Source organism: Erwinia sp. 2186 (assembly GCF_057812255.1).
The window spans coordinates 4,159,854-4,181,689 of the sequence record NZ_CM173824.1 but is presented as its reverse complement, the minus strand read 5'-3'; the positions used below and the strand labels follow the sequence as shown (position 1 = coordinate 4,181,689).

General features: G+C 52.4%; 21 protein-coding genes and 3 tRNA genes. 19 read left to right on the top strand and 5 right to left on the bottom strand.

The window, feature by feature from the left end:
• Positions 1 to 466 precede the first annotated feature (466 nt).
• On the bottom strand, positions 467 to 1,567 hold the full coding sequence (locus ACXKZG_RS19500; protein WP_346595501.1) for a GGDEF domain-containing protein: 1,101 nt from the start codon (positions 1,565 to 1,567) through the stop codon (positions 467 to 469).
• A gap of 261 nt (positions 1,568 to 1,828) precedes the next feature.
• On the opposite strand from ACXKZG_RS19500, the gene ACXKZG_RS19495 reads away from it, so the two are divergent.
• Positions 1,829 to 2,113, top strand: a complete 285-nt coding sequence (locus tag ACXKZG_RS19495) for a DUF1435 domain-containing protein (RefSeq protein ID WP_041691886.1) — start codon at positions 1,829 to 1,831, stop codon at positions 2,111 to 2,113.
• 150 nt (positions 2,114 to 2,263) lie between these two features.
• On the opposite strand, the gene ACXKZG_RS19490 is transcribed toward ACXKZG_RS19495, so the two are convergent.
• The 4 genes from ACXKZG_RS19490 to rsmC all read right to left on the bottom strand — a co-directional run bounded on the left by ACXKZG_RS19490 (position 2,264) and on the right by rsmC (position 3,816).
• A tRNA-Leu gene (locus ACXKZG_RS19490) sits at positions 2,264 to 2,350 on the bottom strand.
• A 38-nt stretch (positions 2,351 to 2,388) separates the two neighbouring features.
• Positions 2,389 to 2,475 (bottom strand) — tRNA-Leu (locus tag ACXKZG_RS19485).
• A 33-nt stretch (positions 2,476 to 2,508) separates the two neighbouring features.
• Positions 2,509 to 2,595 (bottom strand) — tRNA-Leu (locus ACXKZG_RS19480).
• 186 nt (positions 2,596 to 2,781) lie between these two features.
• On the bottom strand, positions 2,782 to 3,816 hold the full coding sequence (rsmC, locus tag ACXKZG_RS19475) for a 16S rRNA (guanine(1207)-N(2))-methyltransferase RsmC (RefSeq protein ID WP_134823383.1): 1,035 nt from the start codon (positions 3,814 to 3,816) through the stop codon (positions 2,782 to 2,784).
• A 179-nt stretch (positions 3,817 to 3,995) separates the two neighbouring features.
• On the opposite strand from rsmC, the gene ACXKZG_RS19470 reads away from it, so the two are divergent.
• The 18 genes from ACXKZG_RS19470 (at position 3,996) to ACXKZG_RS19385 (ending at position 21,657) form a co-directional block, all read left to right on the top strand.
• On the top strand, positions 3,996 to 4,415 hold the full coding sequence (locus ACXKZG_RS19470) for a DNA polymerase III subunit psi (protein ID WP_134823384.1): 420 nt from the start codon (positions 3,996 to 3,998) through the stop codon (positions 4,413 to 4,415).
• On the top strand, positions 4,378 to 4,818 hold the full coding sequence (gene rimI / locus ACXKZG_RS19465) for a ribosomal protein S18-alanine N-acetyltransferase (protein ID WP_041691887.1): 441 nt from the start codon (positions 4,378 to 4,380) through the stop codon (positions 4,816 to 4,818). The genes ACXKZG_RS19470 and rimI overlap by 38 nt, the downstream gene beginning before the upstream one ends.
• Before the next feature lie 14 nt (positions 4,819 to 4,832).
• The gene (gene yjjG, locus ACXKZG_RS19460; RefSeq protein WP_488875308.1) at positions 4,833 to 5,513 is read left to right on the top strand and encodes a pyrimidine 5'-nucleotidase; all 681 of its coding nucleotides are present in this window, start codon (positions 4,833 to 4,835) and stop codon (positions 5,511 to 5,513) included.
• A gap of 959 nt (positions 5,514 to 6,472) precedes the next feature.
• Positions 6,473 to 6,967 (top strand): SH3 domain-containing protein, encoded by a 495-nt coding sequence (locus tag ACXKZG_RS19455; protein WP_167738438.1) that lies wholly within the window; start codon positions 6,473 to 6,475, stop codon positions 6,965 to 6,967.
• A 24-nt stretch (positions 6,968 to 6,991) separates the two neighbouring features.
• Positions 6,992 to 7,495, top strand: a complete 504-nt coding sequence (tssJ, locus tag ACXKZG_RS19450) for a type VI secretion system lipoprotein TssJ (RefSeq protein ID WP_053140546.1) — start codon at positions 6,992 to 6,994, stop codon at positions 7,493 to 7,495.
• Positions 7,496 to 7,520: 25 nt separating this feature from the next.
• Positions 7,521 to 8,864 carry a type VI secretion system baseplate subunit TssK gene (gene tssK / locus ACXKZG_RS19445; protein WP_488875307.1) on the top strand — a complete coding sequence of 448 codons (1,344 nt, stop codon included), beginning with the start codon at positions 7,521 to 7,523 and terminating at the stop codon, positions 8,862 to 8,864.
• 17 nt (positions 8,865 to 8,881) lie between these two features.
• The gene (locus ACXKZG_RS19440) at positions 8,882 to 10,120 is read left to right on the top strand and encodes a DotU family type VI secretion system protein (protein WP_488875306.1); all 1,239 of its coding nucleotides are present in this window, start codon (positions 8,882 to 8,884) and stop codon (positions 10,118 to 10,120) included.
• A 3-nt stretch (positions 10,121 to 10,123) separates the two neighbouring features.
• Positions 10,124 to 13,744, top strand: a complete 3,621-nt coding sequence (gene tssM / locus ACXKZG_RS19435) for a type VI secretion system membrane subunit TssM (RefSeq protein ID WP_488875305.1) — start codon at positions 10,124 to 10,126, stop codon at positions 13,742 to 13,744.
• Between the two features lie 21 nt (positions 13,745 to 13,765).
• Positions 13,766 to 14,476, top strand: coding sequence for a type VI secretion system-associated protein TagF (gene tagF, locus ACXKZG_RS19430; RefSeq protein WP_013200617.1), 711 nt, complete (start codon positions 13,766 to 13,768; stop codon positions 14,474 to 14,476).
• Between the two features lie 17 nt (positions 14,477 to 14,493).
• Complete coding sequence (gene tssA / locus ACXKZG_RS19425) at positions 14,494 to 15,510, top strand: type VI secretion system protein TssA (protein ID WP_053140538.1); 1,017 nt, start codon at positions 14,494 to 14,496, stop codon at positions 15,508 to 15,510.
• A 47-nt stretch (positions 15,511 to 15,557) separates the two neighbouring features.
• Positions 15,558 to 16,085 carry a type VI secretion system contractile sheath small subunit gene (gene tssB, locus ACXKZG_RS19420; RefSeq protein ID WP_106381763.1) on the top strand — a complete coding sequence of 176 codons (528 nt, stop codon included), beginning with the start codon at positions 15,558 to 15,560 and terminating at the stop codon, positions 16,083 to 16,085.
• Positions 16,086 to 16,088: 3 nt separating this feature from the next.
• Positions 16,089 to 17,588 (top strand): type VI secretion system contractile sheath large subunit, encoded by a 1,500-nt coding sequence (tssC, locus tag ACXKZG_RS19415; RefSeq protein ID WP_053140535.1) that lies wholly within the window; start codon positions 16,089 to 16,091, stop codon positions 17,586 to 17,588.
• A 596-nt stretch (positions 17,589 to 18,184) separates the two neighbouring features.
• Entirely contained in the window at positions 18,185 to 18,667 is a 483-nt protein-coding gene (locus ACXKZG_RS19410) for an Hcp family type VI secretion system effector (RefSeq protein ID WP_013200621.1), read from the top strand.
• A gap of 78 nt (positions 18,668 to 18,745) precedes the next feature.
• Positions 18,746 to 19,591 carry an N-acetylmuramidase domain-containing protein gene (locus ACXKZG_RS19405; protein WP_488875304.1) on the top strand — a complete coding sequence of 282 codons (846 nt, stop codon included), beginning with the start codon at positions 18,746 to 18,748 and terminating at the stop codon, positions 19,589 to 19,591.
• Between the two features lie 8 nt (positions 19,592 to 19,599).
• On the top strand, positions 19,600 to 20,151 hold the full coding sequence (locus tag ACXKZG_RS19400) for a hypothetical protein (RefSeq protein WP_488875303.1): 552 nt from the start codon (positions 19,600 to 19,602) through the stop codon (positions 20,149 to 20,151).
• A gap of 131 nt (positions 20,152 to 20,282) precedes the next feature.
• Positions 20,283 to 20,621, top strand: coding sequence for a lysozyme inhibitor LprI family protein (locus ACXKZG_RS19395; RefSeq protein ID WP_488875302.1), 339 nt, complete (start codon positions 20,283 to 20,285; stop codon positions 20,619 to 20,621).
• A 90-nt stretch (positions 20,622 to 20,711) separates the two neighbouring features.
• Entirely contained in the window at positions 20,712 to 21,083 is a 372-nt protein-coding gene (locus ACXKZG_RS19390; RefSeq protein WP_157868004.1) for a hypothetical protein, read from the top strand.
• 172 nt (positions 21,084 to 21,255) lie between these two features.
• Positions 21,256 to 21,657, top strand: a complete 402-nt coding sequence (locus tag ACXKZG_RS19385) for a lysozyme inhibitor LprI family protein (protein WP_488875301.1) — start codon at positions 21,256 to 21,258, stop codon at positions 21,655 to 21,657.
• Positions 21,658 to 21,836: the final 179 nt, after the last annotated feature.

The following is a 21,836-nucleotide window of genomic DNA, read 5'->3' as shown; positions in this document are numbered from 1 at the left end:
AATACAAAAACAAATGATAATCGTTCTTGATTCTATCTGAGGCCATACGCACAAACAAGCAGCAAATTGTGCGCCGGGCCTGAAAGGGAATTGATAAGAAATCTGGCTGAATTTTGATCGCATTGGCCATAATAACAGCAGGGATTAGGCTGAAGGTTAGCAGGCAGGCGTTATTGACGGCTTTATAGCAACTTATTCCATAGCCGCGACGTTTCCCGGCACTGTAGAGTTAATTCCAATTATAGGGAATAACAATGGCTGGGTTATTTCCTGTTATCACCTTCGCCGAAGAATGCATTATTGCCATTTTTTATTAACAACAATTTTTCATTCATCGGCTTAATGAATAGGGAATAAAATCGCCGGTCATTATGCCAAATAAACCCGTCAGGCCTGGGATTTGTATTAAGGAGAGCGATAAATTAATTCAACGTATTGGCCCGGACGTCCGGGCCAGTTAAAAATATCACATTGCATCTGCGGGGTGGGTAAGCGGACTTTTCGTTATGTCTTCAAAGGAGAGGATCGTATTACGTCCACGGCCTTTTGCCAGATAAAGTGCGCGGTCGGCATTGGCCAGCGCCGCATCGAAATCCTCTTCGATTAAGGGCGCAAACCCGGCGCTGATGGTGACGTGCGTGGCGACCCGGTCATTAAACAGATGCGGGATCTCCAGATTCAGCACGTACTGGCGGATGCGCTCCGACAGTTTGCGGGCAATCGACTCATTGACGTTGGTCAGCAGCACCAGAAACTCTTCGCCGCCATAGCGGGTCACAATGTCCCTTGAACGCACCGCATCCCGTATCGCCACCGAGACGCGCGCCAGCGCCTGATCGCCCATCGCATGGCCGTAGTTGTCGTTGTAGGCCTTGAAGTTATCGATATCCAGCAGCAGCACGAAGTGGCTGCCCGCGTGGTTCTCGAGGATGTTCTCCAGCCGGTTTTTCAGCCCACGGCGATTGTACAGCCCGGTCAACGGATCGAGCATGCTGAGGTCGCTGTAGGTCTCTTTCTCTTCATACAGCTGCCGCATCAGGCGCAGGGTAAAGTTGTCCCGGCGGCGCTGCATCAGGTGGTGCAAGGTAAAGCCAATCAGCGGCAGCGCAATGGTAAACAGGATCAGCAGCGTGTTCTGCCCGTGGTCCAGCACCAACACCGCGACGGAAGGCGGAGCCGTATGCAGGCAAAATGCCAGCAGATGGTCGCCCAGCGCGATGGCACTGATAAAAAACACGCTAATCAGACTGATTACTAAAAAGCTGCCGTCGAAATAAAATACCCTTTCGTACTTATCGTAAATTTGCCACGTCCACAGCAAACCGGTAATTACCGCGACCAGATTTAATATCGGAAATTTCCCTGACGGCTTTAAAAGCATCCACGCGATGATCACCGCACAAAATAGTGCGATGGCAACCGTGGGAATTGAAAACTGAACCTGTCCCAGTTTCCCTTTAGTGCTACATAAACAAAATAAAGACGTTGCTGTGTTTAAAAAGAGAAAGAGCATCAGCGACAGCCGATGCTTGCTGTTAAGCAATTCATCATAGCTTTGTAATTTCATTATTTTCTACTCGTGACTGCAATGAATAAACCCGCACCATTAACCTAAATTGGCGGACTACATTCGCGCGTGGAATAGTTTCTTTCTGTTATTATTTGGAATTTCTTAATAGTGAACCTGGCCAATTTACCACTTAACATTCTGAGTGTCATCAGCGCGGGCAAAGTTTCAACAGCGGCACGGTAAATTATGCTGCAAAGTGATAAATATTCTTATATGCTATTGGTAATCATTATCATTTGAAAGGGTGTGGGTACGACAATGCTGATAGCACTGGTCACCGCATGTGGACTTTGGGGGGTAAGCTGGATGTTCGGAAAAAAACTGGATAGCGCCTGGGGCGTGTTGCTGCCCTGTGCAGTGATGCCGCTTATCGCCCTGATGAAACTGTCATTCAGCGAATGGCGGGTGATCATGGTGATTGCGCTGTTGGCCACCGTGGCGATGCTCTATCACAAACGTCTGCGTCATTACCTGCTGTTACCTTCCTGCCTGGCACTGGCGGGCGGCATGGCGGCCATATCCGTTAATTTCGGCATGCTTTAACAGAGCAGGGGACGCTGAGTCGCAAAGGAATAGCGGATCGAACCGATGAAAAACGGAATGCAACGTGAAAACAGAAAGTGATTCAGAGAAAGGCCGTGCAGAGATAATCGGGGAGATGATGCAGGGAAAAGCAGTGAGCCAGTTTCAACGTGGTGCGAAGAGAGGGACTTGAACCCTCACGTCCGTAAGAACACTAACACCTGAAGCTAGCGCGTCTACCAATTCCGCCACCTTCGCATTCTGTTGAACTTAACTTTTTATTCATATCACCGCATTGGTGCGAAGGGAGGGACTTGAACCCTCACGTCCGTAAGAACACTAACACCTGAAGCTAGCGCGTCTACCAATTCCGCCACCATCGCTCGAATGCTGCGTAATATGAACAACGTGATTTATGGTGCGAAGAGAGGGACTTGAACCCTCACGTCCGTTAGGACACTAACACCTGAAGCTAGCGCGTCTACCAATTCCGCCACCTTCGCATACCATCAACACAGGTAAACTGTATTGCAACCACGGAGGCGCATTCTAGAGATTTTCCAGTCTACGTCAACAGTTATTTAGCCACCTTCCCGATGAACGCTGTAAAAAGCGACGTTATCACGGCCAGGTTGGCGAATCAGGCACTTGCTAAGCAAAAAGCGGCGAAATAATCGCCGCTTTACGGATTAACGCTTGGCTTTCGCCGCGCGCTGCAACACGGCACGGTAAACCTTAAAACGGCCATTTTGTAACAGCACTTCATGGCTGCCAAACGTCTCATCCAGAATCTGCGGATAAGGCAGGAAGGCGTTGGCCACGATGCGCAACTCGCCGCCCATGTTCAGGTGCTTCACCGCACCGCGGATCAGCGTCTGTGCTGCGTCCAGGCTGGTTTGCATGCCATCGTGGAACGGCGGGTTGGAGATAATCATGTCGTAACGCCCGTTGACGTCGGAGTAGACGTTACTGGCAAACACTTCACCTTCCAGATCGTTCGCTGCCAGCGTCGCTTTACTGGCTTCGATTGCCGCCGCATTTACGTCAGTCATAAACAGGCGAACTTTCGGCGAGAAGCTGGCGAGCATGGCGGAGAGCACACCGGCGCCACAGCCCATATCCAGCACTTTGCCTTTCATATGCGGTTTCAGCGTGGAGAGCAGCAGGTTGCTGCCGGCATCCAGACCGTCACGGCTGAACACGCCTGGCAGGGTTTTGATGGTCAGAGGGCCGAGCGGATATTCGTCCCAGTACTGCTCAACATCAAAGGTCGGCTGAACATCCAGGCTGCCATGATACAAACCACAGCGACGTGCGCTGTCGATTTTGTTCATTTTTGCCCACGGCTCCAGCATCTGTTCTGCACTGCGAACGCCGCTGCGGTTTTCGCCGACCACGAACAGATCGGTGCCCACCGGCAGCAGCGACAGCAGGTTTTCCAGCTGGAACAGCGCTTCCGGTTTGTTCTTCGGCCAGAAGTAGATCAGCGTGTCGCACTCTGCAACGTCTTCGGCTGTCGCCACCAGGCCGTAGCGCGCGTTGTCTTCAAGCGTGCGGCTCAGGATCTGCCAGTGATGATATTGTTGGGTATGCACCCGACTCAAAACGGTGTCCAGTTGGGCGGGCAGGTCATCCTGCAGATCGCCAGCAAACAGTACGCGGCGTTGAGTAAATTCATCACTGTGGCGCAGTATCACTTCACTGGCCGGGCTAAATGCAGACATCGGTGGCTCCTTACGAATCAGAGCGGCGATTATACCCAAATTAGCCAGAGTTGCAGCACTGCCCGCCGCATTCCGTTGTTTTGTGCTGTCAGCCGGCGTGCGAAGGGTGGCTTTGTTGGCGCAGAACCGATGGGTTTGCTAGCATAGCGACGCAATCGGGCGACCAGACAGGAATAAAGATGTCCTCCAGACGTGACTGGTTATTACAGCAAATGGGCATAACGCAGTATACGCTGCGGCGTCCGCGTGCCTTACAGGGTGAGGTTGCGGTGTCACTGCCGGAACAGACTCGCCTGCTGATTGTGGCGGAAGTGCCGCCTCTGCTCTCGGATCCGCTGATTAGCGATGTGCTCCGCGCGATGCTGATGCGCGAGCAGGAGGTGGTGGTGCTGACCCCGGAACAACTGGCGATGCTGCCAGACGATACCCGTTGTGCGAGCTGGTGTCTGGGTGTAGAACCCGCCGCCGTGCCTGACGGTTCACAGATCGCTTCGCCTGTTCTTGCGGAGCTCTATCATAATGCCGGTGCCAAACGTGCGCTGTGGCAGCAGATCTCCCACTATGAATCAGATTTCTTTACTGACCCCGCACGATCTTGAGACCGCTTTTGCCATTGAGCAGCGCAGTCATGCTTTTCCCTGGACAGAAAAAACCTTCTCCAGCAATCAGGGCGAACGTTACCTGAACTATCAGCTGACCGTCGGTGAGCAGATGGCGGGATTTGCCATTACTCAGGTGGTGCTTGATGAAGCCACGCTGTTTAACCTGGCGGTGGATCCCGCTTTTCAGCGCCAGGGCATTGGCCGGGAACTGCTGGAGCATGTGATCGTCGAACTCGAATCACGCGGCATCCAGACGTTATGGCTGGAAGTGCGCGCCTCAAACCGTCCAGCGATTGCGCTCTATGAGCAGCTGGATTTCAACGAAGTGTCGGTGCGCCGTAATTACTACCCAACGGCGGACGGCAAAGAAGATGCCATTATTATGGCGCTGACGTTATAAGGACCGACTGAAAGATGCTTAAAGACTGGGATTGGATCTTATTTGACGCTGACGATACGCTGTTTCACTTCGATGCGTTTGCCGGTTTACAGCGTCTTTTTCAGCAGTATGACGTGGCCTTTTCTACGGCCGATTACGATGATTATCAGGCGATTAACAAGCCGCTGTGGGTTGATTACCAGAATGGCGCCATCAGTGCCTTGCAGCTGCAGCATCAGCGCTTTGAAGGCTGGGCCGCGAAGCTGCAGGTGACGCCGCTGGACCTTAACGACGGCTTCTTAGCTGCGATGGCCGAGCTGTGCGTGCCGTTGGCCGGCGCTGTGAACCTGCTTAACTCGCTTAAAGGCAAGGTGAAGATGGGCATCATCACCAACGGCTTTACCGCATTGCAGCAGGCACGGCTTGAGCGGACGGGGTTCCTCGGCTATTTCGACCTGTTGGTGATCTCGGAGCAGATAGGCCACGCTAAACCGCATCCGGCCATCTTTGATTACGCGCTGGATCAGATGGGCAATCCTCCGCGTGAGCGGGTGATGATGGTTGGCGATAACCCGGATTCGGATATTCTCGGCGGCATTAATGCCGGTCTGGCGACCTGCTGGCTCAACGCCGACAATCGTCCACGTCCTGAAGGCATCCAGCCTGGCTGGCAGGTAAAAACGCTACAGGAACTGGAAGTGATTCTAAATACTTAAGTTTGATATTTTTGGTCAAAAACACCCTCACTCTCTGAATGCCAGCACAAATCTCTGGCATTCAGCAATATAACCCCATTTTTAGATATAAAAACCTGTAGACTCCTGTCTCAAAAACCCCACCCGATAAAATCCTAAAAATTAGTGCCAATCGATAATTTTACTTTATGATATTTGGTTATTAAAAATAATATTTATATTCCATATTGTTTTAATAAAGCCAAATATTGAGCGAACTCCTGGAAATGTCCTGGGTTTTTTCGCCTGAATATGCAGAATTTTCCTTAATTTTGTAACATTAGATTTTCTTACGTTTGTGGCAGCGTCTGCGTAGCGTTGAATAATCGATTGGACTCTGTAAACTTGCCGAAAATTTCACAATAAACTGTAACCAATGTCACGGGCGTTTTGCGTTTGCATCAGCTCGTGCGGTAGCTATGGTAGTAGGCCTGTTTTTTAATCTATATATAACAGGCAATTAAAGTGAAATGTTATTGAAACAAGTAATGAGTATAGGGACTTTGCGTAAGAAGAGTGGAGTAATTCACTACAGTATTATTCACTTCTTTATGTAGGATATTTGGAAAGGGCTTGTAGGGTAAACGGAGTTTAACCTCATTTTTGTTCGTTAAGTGAGCGATATGGTCGGCTGAATCGATCCTGTTGCTACACTATTAACCTGCTAATAAAGCCCTTCATCTCGTTTCAATGTTACTCAAGTGAATAATCTGCGTTACTAAGCTGTGAAGCGTGCTTTCGGCTATAAAGTGAAACGGATAAATGTTGACCTGTTTTAATGACTGGTCCAGTTAAGCCGTGCTTCATTTGCCTGCCTCGCTCTCCCTGCTTGTCGTTACGGTCTGCTTCCTGCTGACCCAGACACCCTCTCTATTCTGTACACGCGTATTTCTGAGTTGTCGTACGCCTTTCATTCCAAAAAAAACTTCATGAGGATCATGGTGAAAATTCGAATTGCACTGAGTCTGCTCTTTGTCCTGACCGTTGCAGGTTGTAAAGCGCCACCGCCAGCAATGACGGATGACACGATTGTTTCCAGCACTGTCGATGGTGTGAAGCTGACTTACCGTCACGCCGTTCAGCCGCCAACGTCGTTCACGCCGGTGAATGAAGAGTACCGCGCGCTGTATGACGCGTCGGTGATGAACCGTCCTGACTTCGGCGGCAAGTTGGTGAGCAATCTGGAGAACGGCAAGCCTTATACCGTGCTGGGCTCGGTGGAAAACAACTGGTTCGCCATTGCCGAGCAGGGACAGGAGCAGCTGATTGGCTACGTTCCGCTGCGTGCCGTGGTGAAGAGCGATCTGTACGACAAAACCGTCAAAGCCGACTCCCGCCGTAAGCGTGTCCGCGCCGCGAGCAAAAAAACCTGCGTTGCCGCGGGTGACAGTAAAGCGTGCCAGAACAGCAACAGCGGCACCTGGATCATCGACTGATAACGGGTTAATGGCCGCCTGACTATGAAAAGACATTCATTTTTGCGCCTGAGTCTTCAGGCGCTTTTTCTGATAGCAGTCAGCCTTGTTGCTGGCTGTGGTTCGTCTACACACAGCAATCCTGCTCACTACAACCTGGTTTTCCAGGCGCATCCGCAAATCAATGACGGCGCTCCGCTCAAGATCAGGGTGCTGTTACTGAAGTCGGATGCGGATTTCATGTCTGCCGACTTCTATTCGTTGCAAAACAGCGCGCCCGCCCTGCTGGGCAACAACCTGATCACCAGCGAGCAGTTTTTCCTGATGCCAGGTCAGCTGAATAAAGTCCTCCAGGGGCAAACCACTTCAGAGGCGCGATATATCGGGATCCTCGCGGAGTATCAGTCTCTGGATGGCAAAAAATGGCGTATCTCATTGCCGCTGCCGGTGCCCAATGACCATTCCTACGCATTCTGGCAGGGGTCTTCTGACGAACTGAAAGCCGACATCATTGCTGACATCAGCGGTCTGCGCACCGTGAAACCGTGAGCATTGCCTGACAACGGAAGCCATTATGAATAAAGCAGAAAAAGTGGTCTGGACCGAGGGCATGTTCCTGCGTCCACACCATTTCCAGCAAGCAGAGAGCTATCAACAAAGCGCGCTTCGTAACTGGGGACTGACCCAGCGGCCTTATCTCTGGGGCTTTTTAGATTATGAAATCGACGAAGCGATGTTGCGGCAGGGGAAAGTTGCCCTCAGCTCCGCCAGTGGATTGCTGCCTGACGGCACCTTTTTCTCTTTCCGCGATGCGCGTAACGGGCCGCCGCCACTGGCTATCCCGGATAATCACGGCAATGAGTTGGTGGTGCTGGCCCTGCCTGCCCGCCGTAATGGCCGTGAAGAGGTGATCTTCAGCGAGTCGGCGGATTCGCTGGCGCGTTATGTCACCTTTGAACAGGAAGTGGATGACTTCAATGCGCTGTCGGTGGGCGGCGCTGCCGTGCAGTTCGGCAAGCTTCGTCTGCGTTTGATGCTGGAAAGCGAGCTGTCGGCGGAATGGACGGCGATGGCTACTTTGCGCATCACCGAGAAGCGCAGTGACAATCAGGTTCGGCTGGATGAAAACTTCATTCCGCCGATGCTTAACTGCGTCGCGCACATCAAGCTGTATGAGTATCTCAGCGGCATGCATGGGCTGTTACAGCAACGCAGTCAGGAAATCGGCCAGCGTCTGCAACAGCCTGGCCGCTTTAATTCGGCCGATATGGTCGACTTTATGCTGCTGGCGCTGGTTAACCACCACGTTGGCCACGTCAGCCATCTGAAAGATCTGCCGCTGCTGCATCCTGAACAGCTTTTTTCTACCTGGCTGGCCTTTGCGACGGAACTGGCCACCTACACGCCTCAGCGCTTCCCGGACAGCGAACTGCCGACCTATGACCATCACGATCTGGCCTTTTGCTTCGGCAAACTGATGCTGATGCTGCGTCAGGGGCTGTCGCAGGTGATGGAAGAGAACGCCGTTCAGCTGATGCTGACCGAACGATCGCACGGGCTGAACGTCGCCACCGTGACCGAAACCTCGATGGTCCGTGAGTTCGGCTTTGTGCTGGCGGTGCGCGCCAATGTGCCCGGCGAGGCGCTGCAAACGCACTTCCCGGCGCAGATGAAGATTGCGCCGGTGACCAAAATTCGCGATCTGGTGCAGCTGCAGCTGCCGGGCATGGTGCTGCGGCCGTTGCCCGTCGCGCCGCCACAAATTCCCTGGCACACCGGTTACAGCTACTTCGAGCTGGAGAAGGGCAGTGAGCTGTGGCAGGAGATGGAAAAATCCGGCACCTTCGCGCTCCATCTGGCGGGGGATTTCCCCGGTCTGAAGATGGAATTCTGGGCTATCCGTAACCACTCAGTCTGACGCAGGGAGCGAGCAACATGCAGCAACAACAGGCTTTTGCCCAGGGCGATGTGTTCTCGGGCGCCAGCAATAACAATCCTCTGGTGGCCGCGGCGAACGGGTTATTGAATTCGATTCCGCAAATCCGCCATTCGGTCAGCCATGCCGATCCGGCCGCGTTACGCCAGCGTTTGATCGACGAAATGCGCCAGTTCGAGATGAACTGCCAGCGAGCCGGACTGGCTTATGAAGTGATTATTGGCGCGCGCTACTGCTTATGTACCGCACTGGATGAAGCCGCTGCGCTCACGCCCTGGGGCAGTCGCGGCGTCTGGCCCGGCCAGGGATTGCTGGTCACCTTCCACAATGAAACCTGGGGCGGCGAGAAGTTCTTCCAGCTGCTGGCCAAACTTTCACAGAATCCGCGTGAACAAATCGTTCTGCTGGAGCTGATCAACTACTGTCTGCAACTGGGCTTTGAAGGGCGCTACCGCGTGCTGGATAACGGCCGTTCCCAGCTGGAAACCATCAAACAGCGCCTGCTGCAGATGATCCACTCCGTGCGCGGTGGCTATGCGCCGCCGCTTTCACCGCATCCTGAAGATCATCCGGTCACGCGTAAGTTGTGGCGGCCGGTGGTGCCTTTGTGGGCCTGCACGGCGCTGGTCGGCTTACTCGCCTGCCTGTTCTATATCCTGCTGAACTGGCGTCTGGGCGATGTCACCTCGCCGGTGCTGGCTGCGGTCTACCAGACGCCGTTACCGGAAATCACCATTCATAACCCGGCACCGCCGCCGCCAGCGGCGTTGAACCTTAAGGCGTTCCTGCGTCCTGAAATCGAACAGGGCCTGGTGGCGGTAAAAGATGAAGCCGACCAAAGCGTGGTTACGCTGAAAGGCGACGGTCTGTTTACCTCGGCGTCCACCTCGGTTCGCGGGCGTTATGAAGAGGTGCTGGATCGTATCGCTCAGGCGATGAACAACGTTAATGGCCGCATTCTGGTGATTGGCTACAGCGATAACGTGCCGATCCGCAGTGCGCGCTTCGCCTCTAACTATGAGCTTTCGCTGGCCAGGGCACAGTCCGTGCAGGAGCGCCTGCAACAACATCTGTCACAGCCGCAACGCGTGAAAGCGGAAGGGCGCGGAGAGAGCAATCCTCTGGTGCCGAATACCACCGCCGAAAATCGCGCCCGCAATCGCCGGGTGGACATCACGCTGTTAGTTTCGCCGCAGAACACCCGCGCGGAAGTTAACGGTTTGCAGCAAGGAAATTAACGGATGCTGAATATTCTATTTTCCATCATGACCAGCCGTCTGATGTGGGGTTTTATCGGCATCACCGCGCTCTCCTTTATCATCTGGGTGATTGGGCCGGTGTTCTCGATTGCGGATTCCCGCCCGCTGGAGCCGGAAGTGAACCGCCAGATCAGTATCGGGCTGCTGTACGTGGCGTGGGGACTGAGCAATCTGGTGCCGCGCCTGTATAACGCCTGGCTGAACCGCAAGCTGATGGGCAGCCTGAAAACCACGCCGGGCGAAGAGGGCAGCGCTGACAACAAGCGTCTGACCAGTGAAGACCGCGTGCTGTCCGAGCGCTTTACCGAAGCCGCCGAGATGCTGAAAAAGGCCCACTTCAGCGGCGCGGGCAATAAGCGCTGGACCCAGCGCTTCAGCCGTCAGTATCTGTATCAACTGCCGTGGTACGTGATTATCGGCGCACCGGGCGCGGGCAAAACCACCGCGCTGGTCAACTCCGGGCTGAAGTTCCCGCTGGCCGACCGCTTTGGTAAAGCGGCGCTGCGCGGCATTGGCGGCACCCGCAACTGCGACTGGTGGTTCACCAATCAGGCGGTGCTGCTGGATACTGCCGGACGCTACACCACCCAGGAAAGCGAGCAGCAACAGGATGCCAGCGAGTGGGGTAACTTTGTTGGACTGCTGCGGAAATATCGCGGTCGCCAGCCGATCAACGGCGTGATTGTCACCATCAGCGTCTCCGATTTGCTAACGCAATCGGCTGAAGCGTCGCGTCAGCAGGCGCTTTCGCTGCGACAGCGTCTGATGGAGCTGCATGAGCAGCTGGGTATCCGTTTCCCGGTTTACGTAATGGTCACCAAAACGGATTTGCTAAAAGGCTTCCGTTCGTACTTTGCCCGTTTTGATAAGGCGCAGCGCGATCAGGTCTGGGGCTTCACCTTCCCGTGGGAACGCTCGAAGCTGGCCGATTTCGATCTGTTAAGCGCCTTTACCCAGGAATATGCTCTGCTGCAACAGCGGCTGGATGCCGGTCTGCCGGACACGCTGTTACAGGAAAGCGACGGCAAAGCCCGGGCCGAAAGCTACCTGTTCCCGCAGGAGTTTGCGGCGCTGCGTCCGCTGCTGAATGACTATCTGGAAACCGTCTTCAGCCGCTCCAATTTTGAAACGCAGTTCTCGCCACGCGGCATCTACTTTGCCAGCGGCACTCAGGAAGGTCTGCCGTTTGACCGGGTGATGGGCGAACTGAACCGCGCGCTGAATCTGCCGCAGGAAGAGGGCGGCAACAGCAAAGCGTGGGATCAGGTGGATAAAGCCGCGCCGATCCCGGCTAACAAAGGGCAAAGCTACTTCCTGAAAGACCTGCTGCAAAACGTCATTTTCCAGGAAGCCGGGCTGGCGGGCAGCAACCGCTGGTGGGAGCTGCGCAATCGCGCCGTGCTGTGGTCCGGCTATCTGCTGCTGGCCGCAGCGCTGATCGTGGCCGGCGTGCTGTGGATCACCAGTTACAACAATAACAAAGCTTATTTGCAGGAAGTGCAGGCGAAAGTGCCGCAGGTGGTGAAGCTCAGCCAGAACCTGCAGGCCAATGACCTGACCGATCTGTATGCGCTGCTGCCGTTCCTCAATGGCGTGCTGCATCTGCCGGAGAGCGAAGACTTCGATCTGAACGATCCGCCGATCACCCGCCGCATGGGGCTGTATCGCGGTGTGGAAGTCAGTGATGCGACGTTGTCACTGTACCAGAAATCGCTGAAGCAGCTGCTAATGCCGCAGGTGGCTCAGCTGATCACCACCTGGCTGCGTAATGACAACGGCAGTGATGCGGATTACAGCTACGAAGCGCTGAAAGCCTATCAGATGCTGTACCAGCCAAAGCATTACGACGGCAAATTCCTGCACGCCTGGCTGATGCTGAATATTCAGCGCAACCAGCCGCAGAACATCACCCAGCAACAGATTAAGCAGCTCGACTGGCATCTGATGCAGCTGTTGGAGACGCAAATTCAGGCGTCGCCGTATGCGCAGGATGATGCGCTGGTAAAGCGCGAGCAGGCGCTGATTAATCAGATGCCGCTGTCGCAGCGGGTCTATGGACGCCTCAAGCGCCTGCTGGAAAGGGATGATGCACTGAAGTCGGTATCGCTGGCTTCACTCGGGGGTCCACAAAGCGAACTGGTCTTCTCACGTAAAAGCGGCAAGTCGATTGGTGAAGGCATTCCGGGGCTGTTTACCCCAGACGGTTACTGGAACAGCTTCGACAAAAACATCGACAGCGTCACGGCGGCTTTGCATGACGATGACCAGTGGGTGCTGGGCGGACAGGTGCAGGGCGAGACAAAGGATCAAACCGATCTGGCCGTTCGCCAGCTCTATATGGCCGATTACATGCGTCAGTGGGATGGCTTACTGCAGGACATCCAGCTGAACAACAGCGCGGATTTATCGCAACGCATCAACGCGGCGCGTCTGCTTTCCAGCAGCAATTCGCCGCTGCGCAAACTGGTGATTAACCTCAGCCACTATCTGGTGCTGGAGAAAGCGGCCCCGGAAGAGGATACGGCGAAGGCCGGCGAGGACAAGCAGGAGAGCAGCGCCAGCAGCACGCTGAGCGCGCTGTTCCGCTCACGCCAGGCCAGCACCGCCGCCAGCCAGCAGCAGCAAACGCCGGAGCAGTCAGTAACCGCTCACTTCGCACCGGTGATTGAACTGGCTCAGCCGCTGGAGAAAGGCGGTAAAACCATCGCCTTCGATGATTTCCTTAAGCAAATCGACGACCTCTATCGCTACCTGACCGCGGTGCAGGATGCCGCCAACAGCGGTATGCCGCCGCCAGCCAGCGATTCAATCAGTCGTCTGCAGGCCAGCGCCGGTCGCCTGCCTGGCTCACTGCAAAACATGTTCACCAGCATGGCGGTGGGTGCCAGCAGTGATACCCAGCGTCGCGATCTGGATAACGTGCGTAAGCGGATCAATGTCGAAGTGGGCAGCTTCTGCCGTCAGGCGATTGCCGGGCGCTATCCGCTCTCCCGCAGTGGCCGTTCTGAAGTAACGCCTGACGATCTGGCGCGGATGTTTGCACCGGGCACTGGTTTGATGGACAGCTTCTTCCGCGACAATCTCGCCAACAAGGTCGATACCACGCAGTCGAGCTGGCGCTTTACGCCGGGCATCGACGGCAAGACCTTGCCAGGCGGCGAAAGCGTGCTGCGCCCGTTCCAGCAGGCGCAAAGCATTCGTGATGCCTTCTTTGCCAATGGCGCGACCACGCCTTCTTTCCGCGTCACCGTCCGCACCGTGCAGATGGATAACAACATCCTGACCTTAACGCTGGATGTGGATGGACAGCTGCTGCGTTACAGCCACGGGCCGCAGGCGGTCCAGCTGATGAACTGGCCGGGCCCCGGCGGCACCAACCAGGTGCGTATGCAGCTGGGGCTGGCGGATGGCACCACCGCCACGCTGGTCACCAACGGCGCATGGGCACTGAATCGCTTCTTTGACCGCGCCGAACTCTCGCGCGGCAGCAGCAGCCTCAGCCGTCAGGCGGCCTTTAACGTCAATGGTCATCGGGTGACGCTGGAGTTCACGCCAAACAGTATCCGTAATCCGTTTCAGCTTCCCGGGTTCTCATGCCCCTAACCGCAAGGCAAGGATTTGATAATGAACCAGACTCCTGCGATTGGCTGGTACGGGAAATTGCCCAGTGCCGGTGACTTTCTTAAGCGCCGTTTTCCCGAAACGCTCTGGCAGCAATGGACCCACTGGTTCCAGGTGGGCTTGCTGAACTGGCAGCAAAATGAAGATCAACGCGCCGACGGAGACCGATCGTTCAGCGCCGCGCCGGTGTGGAATTTTGTGGTGCCGCCGATGCTGGGCAGTCAGCTGGTGCAGATGGGCTGCCTGCTGCCCGCGCGTGACAACGTGGGCCGACAGTATCCGGTCTGCGCCTTGCTGACCTTTTCCCCGCAGAGCTGGACGCAACCGCAGCTGGCGCTGGCAGGAGAATGGTATCAGCAGGTGGGGCGCACGCTGCTGAACGCGGTGCGCAACGCGTACAGCGCTGAGCAGCTGGACCAGGCGTTGCTGTCGATTCCCGCACCGGTGCTGCCTGCCGCAGAGTCACGCTCCGACATTCTGGACGTGATTGGCTATGCCGATCGGCCCTGCACGCTGAGCTGGCGTCAGGTATCGGACTGCTTCGATCCGCAGCACTACACCAGCTTCTGGTGGACCAATCAGACCGATGGCTATCCGCTTTATACCCACGTGCACAGCGGCAACTTTACCGGTCAGCTGTTCTCGATGCTGTTTGACCCGGCAGCCGGCGCCAAACCCGGTCGCCACGGTCTTTATCCGCCGATGTTTGAGTAATAACGCAAGGAAATCCTATGAATATCGATGCGCTACTTGAGCCGATAAGCGCTGACAAGCCCTGCGGCGAGAATCTGGAATACGACGCCGATTACATGGCGATGGAGCAGGCCTGCGCGGGCAAAGCCGAGCAGCAATTTGGCAGCACCATTATTCCTGCCGAGCCTGCGGACTGGAACAAAGTCGAGCGGCTGGCCAGCGACCTGCTGAGCCGCACCAAAGATCTCCGCGTAATGCTGGCATTGACCCGCGCCTGGACGCAGCTGAAAGGGCTGCCGGGTTACGCCAACGGCCTGGAGCTGATCAAGCAGTCTTTGCTGCGTTACTGGGAGCCGCTCTGGCCGGTGCTGGAGGAGGACGGTGAGCGCGATCCGTTTTACCGCGTCAATGCGCTGGCGGCGTTAAGCGATAAGTCAGCACTCACTACCGCAGCCCGCCAGGCCCCGTTGATTCGCAGCGCCTCAGATGAGATTTCGCTGCGCGATGCCTGCGCACTACTGGACGGCAGCAAAACCGAATGCCCGGAGTATCCTGGCGGCCTCGCACGGCTGACAGATGAGCTGGCGCGCGCGGGTCAACCCGGCGTGGAAGCCATCCTGAGCATAAGTGAGCGGTTACAAACAATTCGTCAAACGCTGGTGGAACACCTCGGCGAAACCGGCGTGCCGGAGATGGAGCAGCTGCAAAAAACGGTGAACACCGTCGCGCAGGCCTGTGAAGTTACCGATCTGGCGAGCCTGATCCCCGGCCTAACGCCAGCGAGTGATGAAGTCCCGCAGGCATCGCCAGCCGCCAGACCGGCGCGTGCCGATATGGACTGGCGGACGATTCAGCCTGGCTCGCGTTCTGATGCCCAGCTGATGCTGGAGAAAGTGAAGCAGTACTTTGTGCAGCACGAGCCAAGCCATCCGGCTCCGCTGATGATCGACCGCGTACAGCGGATGATCGCGCTCGACTTTATGGACATCATCCGTGATTTGGCGCCAGACGGCGTGCATCAGCTGGAAAATATCTTCGGACGCCGCGATAACTGAGTTGCGCGTTCATTCACGTTTTACCGCGAATACCAATGGAGAACCCCATGGCACCAAGTAAATCCAGTGGGCAGAAATTTATCGCCCGTAACCGTGCGCCACGCGTGCAGATCGAATACGACGTGGAGATCTATGGCGCGGAACGCAAAATTGAACTGCCGTTTGTGATGGGCGTGATGTCCGACCTGGTCGGTAAATCGGTCGAAGGCCTGCCGGCCGTAGACGAGCGCAAGTTCCTTGAAATCGATATCGACAACTTCGACGAACGCATGAAGGCGCTGAAACCTCGCGTGGCGTTCCAGGCGGACAACACCTTGACCGGCGAAGGGCGTCTGAACATCGATCTGACCTTCAACAGCATGGAAGATTTCTCGCCGGATGCGGTGGCGCGTAACGTTGAGCCGCTGAATCAGCTGCTGGATGCACGCACTCAGCTTTCCAACCTGCTGACCTATATGGACGGCAAAAACGGCGCGGAAGAGCTGATCTCCAAAATTCTGCAGGATCCTACGCTGCTGAAATCACTGAGCCACCTGCCGAAGCAGGATGAAGCCGCTAAAAGTGGGGAGGAATAACCGATGAGCAATCCTTCACAACAGTCCGAACTGCAGGAACAGCAGGCTTACAGTCAGGATGAGTTCAGCGCGCTGCTGAATAAAGAGTTCCGTCCTAAGACCGACTCTGCGCGTGCCGCCGTGGAAAGCGCGGTGAAAACGCTGGCGCAGCAGGCGCTGGAAAATACCGTCACCGTTTCCACCGATGCCTACCGCACGATTCAGGCGCTGATCGCGGAGATCGACGAGAAGCTGTCTCAGCAGGTAAACCAGATCATCCACCACGAAGACTTCCAGAAGCTGGAAGGGGCGTGGCGTGGCCTGAGCTACCTGGTGAACAACACCGAAACCGACGAGATGCTGAAAATCCGCTTTATGAGCATCTCCAAGCAGGAACTGGGCCGCACGCTGAAGCGTTATAAAGGCGTCGGCTGGGACCAGAGCCCGATCTTCAAGAAGGTGTACGAAGAAGAGTATGGCCAGTTCGGTGGCGAGCCGTTCGGTTGCCTGGTCGGCGATTACTACTTCGACCACAGCCCGCAGGACGTTGAGCTGCTGAGCGAAATGGCGCGCATTGGCGCGGCTTCACACTGTCCGTTCATCACCGGGACTGCGCCGGGCGTGATGCAGATGGAATCCTGGCAGGAGCTGGCGAACCCACGTGACCTGACCAAAATCTTCCAGAACAGCGAATATGCCGCCTGGCGCAGCCTGCGGGAATCGGAAGATGCCCGTTATCTGGGCCTGGTGATGCCACGCTTCCTGTCGCGCCTGCCGTACGGCATCCGCACCAACCCGGTGGACAGCTTCGACTTCGAAGAGCAGACCGACGGTGCGAACCACAGCAATTACACCTGGACCAACGCTGCCTATGCGATGGCGGCTAACATCAACCGCTCCTTCAAAGAGTACGGCTGGTGCACCTCAATCCGTGGCGTGGAGTCAGGCGGTTCGGTAGAAAATCTGCCTTGCCACACCTTCCCAAGCGATGACGGCGGCGTGGACATGAAGTGCCCGACCGAAATCGCCATCAGCGACCGTCGCGAAGCCGAGTTGGCGAAAAACGGCTTTATGCCGCTGGTTCACCGCAAGAATTCCGACTTTGCCGCCTTTATCGGTGCACAGTCTTTGCAGAAGCCTGCGGAATACCACGATGCCGATGCCACCGCGAATGCCCGTCTGGCATCACGCCTGCCGTACCTGTTCGCCTGCTGCCGCTTCGCGCATTACCTGAAATGCATCGTGCGTGACAAGATCGGATCCTTCCGCGAGCGTGACGAGATGGAACGCTGGCTGAACGACTGGGTGATGAACTACGTCGATGGCGATCCGGCTAACTCCTCGCAGGAAACCAAATCCCGCAAGCCGCTGGCATCTGCAGAAGTGCAGGTTGAAGAGATCGAAGACAATCCAGGCTACTACGCCGCCAAGTTCTTCCTGCGCCCGCACTACCAGCTGGAAGGCCTGACCGTGTCGCTGCGTCTGGTATCAAAACTGCCTTCTTTAAAATCTAACGATGCGTAATGGCTATGCGGAGTAATGATTTACTCCGCAAAATTTCATCTGTTCTTTTGGTTTCTTGCTTTAACTATTAACCAAATAGCCGTTAAGCAAAGGGTGGTGAACACAATTTCGCCCAGCATAAAACCCAAAAATGACACAGATAAATGCTCATATCTTATGACCAGATAGAACGAAGAGAGAATATCTAAAATTGAATATATTGATACGATCGATAACAGGGAAATAAAAATGATTGAGATGATCCTTTTCAATTATTGATCCTTTTTCGATTATGAGTAATGCAATGTATTCCGGGTAATGTAGCGCATGAATATACCCGTTGTCTATTACCTGACAGAGCTTAAGTGATTCGTTCAATATGTTGAATGAGGTTCGAGCAGTTTTTTTGCCTTAAGTAAAGTTGACGTTACTTAAGGCACAACAATAGTTATACCGCCGGGTGGCGGGTAACTATATTTCTGGATAATCCCATGTAGCGATATTCAGAAGCGAGGCAGAGGTAAAATATGGACTGTTTTATTCAGCCCCATGCTTTCCTGTTTGCCATATCAGTGCTTTATCTAAAGCAAATTTTAACTAATGAAGAGTAGATAATCATGGCTATTGATATGTTTATGAAAGTTGACGGTGTGACTGGCGAATCAAAAGATTCAAACCACACCGGTTGGACAGATATTACTTCTTTCTCCTGGGGCGCTTCACAGCCAGGCAATATGTCTGTGGGCGGCGGCGGCGGTGCCGGTAAAGTGAACTTCAATGATTTGCATGTTGAGGCATTGATCGATAAGTCAGTAACTGCTCTATTGAAAAATTGCGCGAGTGGTAAACATCTTACTAAAATCGAACTTTCGATCTGTAAAGCGGGTGGTACTCAGGTTGAGTATGCACGCATTACTCTCGAAGATGTCCTGGTAACCACAGTAAATTATAATGGTGCTGACAATGGCGACTTAGTAGGAATGTCGTATTCATTCCAGTCCTCTAAAGTTAAACAACAGTATTGGGAGCAGAGCTCCTCGGGTGGTAAAGGCGCAGAAAGTAGCGCAGGTTGGAATATTAAAGAAAATAAAGAAGCGTAATAATAAAGCCTCCCGGCATAGGGAGGCTTAAATATTATATTCATATATCCCAGTTAAATTTTAAGTTGAGGTCGTGGCATGGCAAGGATTGGATCTGCTGTAGGTATTGGCCAAAAAAATAATTATGCGGATGTTATAACTATTCAAACATTGCTTAATAAAAATAAAAAAATAACCACGCCGTTGAATAAATTGAGCGTAGATGGATTGGTGGGTCCGGGAACCATTGATAGAATTAAACGCTTCCAACAGGAGGTTGTTAATCTAAAAAATCCTGATGGCATTATTTCTCCAACTGGCATAACAATGCGTAATCTTGTTGTGCACTCATCATTTCACACGACGACTAATCACACGACTCGGGCAATTTTATTTAGTCAGGATCAGTTGGTGGAAGCTGCAAAAGGACTGGGATGTGAAGTCGCGGCTATTAAGGCCGTGGTGTTAACAGAGACTCCACGTGGTGCTTTCGATGATCAGGGAAGGCCAAGTATCCTGTATGAGCGCCACTACTTCCATAGATTAACAAAAGGGAAGTATGATAGTGACCCAGTACTTTCAAACAAGGATTCTGGTGGTTATGGAAAATACAGTGCTCAGTATGGTAAGTTGAACAAAGCTATCGCGCTTGATAAAAGTGCAGCCTTACAATCTGCATCGTGGGGAGCATTCCAGATTATGGGAGAAAATTACAAAGCTGCCGGGTTTGCGAGTGTTGATGACTTTGTTCAAGGGATGGGGACTGTGCAGGGGCAACTGAATGCATTTGTTACATTCATAAAGAACACTCCCCCTCTTCAAACTGCGTTGCAAAACAAGCATTGGGCGACTTTTGCCAGAACCTACAATGGACCAAAATATAAAAAGAACGACTATGATACTAAGCTTGCCAATAATTATCAGGTCGCTCTAAAAAGCTCATGAGAGGAAATATGCGTTTAGTTATGATGTTTATGGGGTTACTCCTACCTACTGCTGTGTTGGCGCAGACATCGTTACATGCTGTAAGTGATACCGCATTTCAAAAAGATTTATATCTAAAATCATCTGAAAAATCGATTGAAGGGGGCGCACCAGTTGATGGGCAAAGCTTTACTTTGAAAGATAATGGCAAAACCCTGGGAACGTTCATCGCAGGTAGTGGTTTTAATGCGCAGGATGAAAATGTTTGTTTTGTCGGTTGGTCCAAGAAATCACCGGTGATTCATACATTAATCCCCACCATCGGATATGATGACTGGGAAGCTGAGAAATGTAATAAGACAAAATCCGTGGGGGTTATTTCAGGCAATAACAATCCCGCTACGAAAATTGCAGTTATTTATGAGGCTTCGTCTCCCAATGCAATCGCTGATGAGTCAGTTATATTTTCAGTAGTTAGCTCGACTGGTGATCTTGAGTTAGATAGTGAATTGACCAAGAAGATAGGTTCTTCAGGAGCTAGAACGATTAAAGAATTAAAAGAAAAATATCTCGATAAGTAATTATTTTAGAGTTTTTAGAAGGATTATTGCTAACATATCATGATGGAATTGAGCGTATCCCTGGAAGGGGATATGCATTTTACGTTTATAAACTCTTTCAAAGATATTCTTTGTTGGCCTTGTAACGGATTGTGAACTGGTATGATGGATCCATCCTCACTCTGTCACCTGTAAGTAATGGAGCTACTCCAGAGCCTTCTTTCAGTTGTTCAAAAGCTCAAAGTTCATCAGAGAAAGCAATCTGTTCTGATTATGGACTATCGTCTTATGATAAAAGTGTAAATAACTCATGGAAATCAGCAAAAGAGGGAGCTGTTTCCGTTGGTAATAATCAACAGCTGAAAGAAATTATAAACTCTCAAAAAGAATGGTTAAAAAAACGAAATGCTTGTGGTAGTGATAAGGAGTGTCTAAAAAATGTCATGGTCAATAGATTGAATGTGTTGTCTTCGATAACTGATGGTCAATAATTAATTAATGTCAATTTTTATTTTTGTTAGGTGACTGTATTTACTACAATTAATATCTCACCTAACCTAAATTATACATATGATTAAAACATGAAGATATATACTGCATTAATATGTATGGTTGTTTCTTTACTTGGATGGTCAAATCTCTCTCATGCTGATTCAACAGTCGTTTTTACTGGAAGTAAATACACTGCAAAGATAACTGAGCATTGTTCTGAAGGAAATGTCTCATGTGAGGATGTGACTGCATACTCGAAGAGTAATAAAACAGGTGAGGGTATTCACCTTAAAGGGGAAACCGTCAATGTAAATTGTCCAGAGTCGTGTAATTTTCGAGGGTATAGCTTTAAAAACGGTGCCTATACGTATTCATTCACGACTAATGACTTTGAAAAATGGAACTTAAATATTTTTAAAAATGATAAAGCAATTGCAGGAGATGTTGGGACTTTGCAGTAGGTTTATTTATTGTTCCATAGATAGGTTTCTATAAATATCAAAGACCATAGCGATAATAACTTCACTAGTAAATTTATTTTATTCTCAGCAATTGCCGAGCAGTACCCTCCTGTTTTCAGATGAAAAAATTCGTTGACCTCCGCCTACTCCCCAATTTCCAGTAAGGAATTAAATGAAAAAGCCCGCTTTGTTTTTAATTTCAGTAACAGCTCTCACCGTTTCTCAATTCGCCCGAGCAGATGAAGATTGCAGCAGTAAAACCATCAGTTGGGAAGTGGATAGTTGTAGCGTAAGAAATAAAGATGCCACCGAGGCGGTTTTAAATAAAGAGTACTCTGCTGCAAAGAAACGTATCGAAGAAGAATACAAGAGTGATAGCAGCATCGTAAAATTTCAATTACAAACCCTGCTGGAAACTCAGCGCAACTGGTTAAAGTATCGTGAAGGGCAGTGCAAAATGGAAGCCAGCCTTGCTGACGAAGATAGCAGTGCGCATCTTGGCATGGTCAGTATTTGTATAAACAAATTAGATAAACAGCGTATTGCGCAGTTTAAAGAAATGCCCTATGGCTGATTCGCCGCATTTATGCAGTCAGTTATGAATGGTAAGTCCTCAATGAAACATTATTGAATTCACATAGCGGAGGGTGATATCCATCCGCCATGAGTTTCATTGCCATCTCCCCCTAATTCAGCCTGCAAACTTCGCCGCTTTTATTTAAAGAGCCGCGAGGCTTGAATGCCGACTAAATC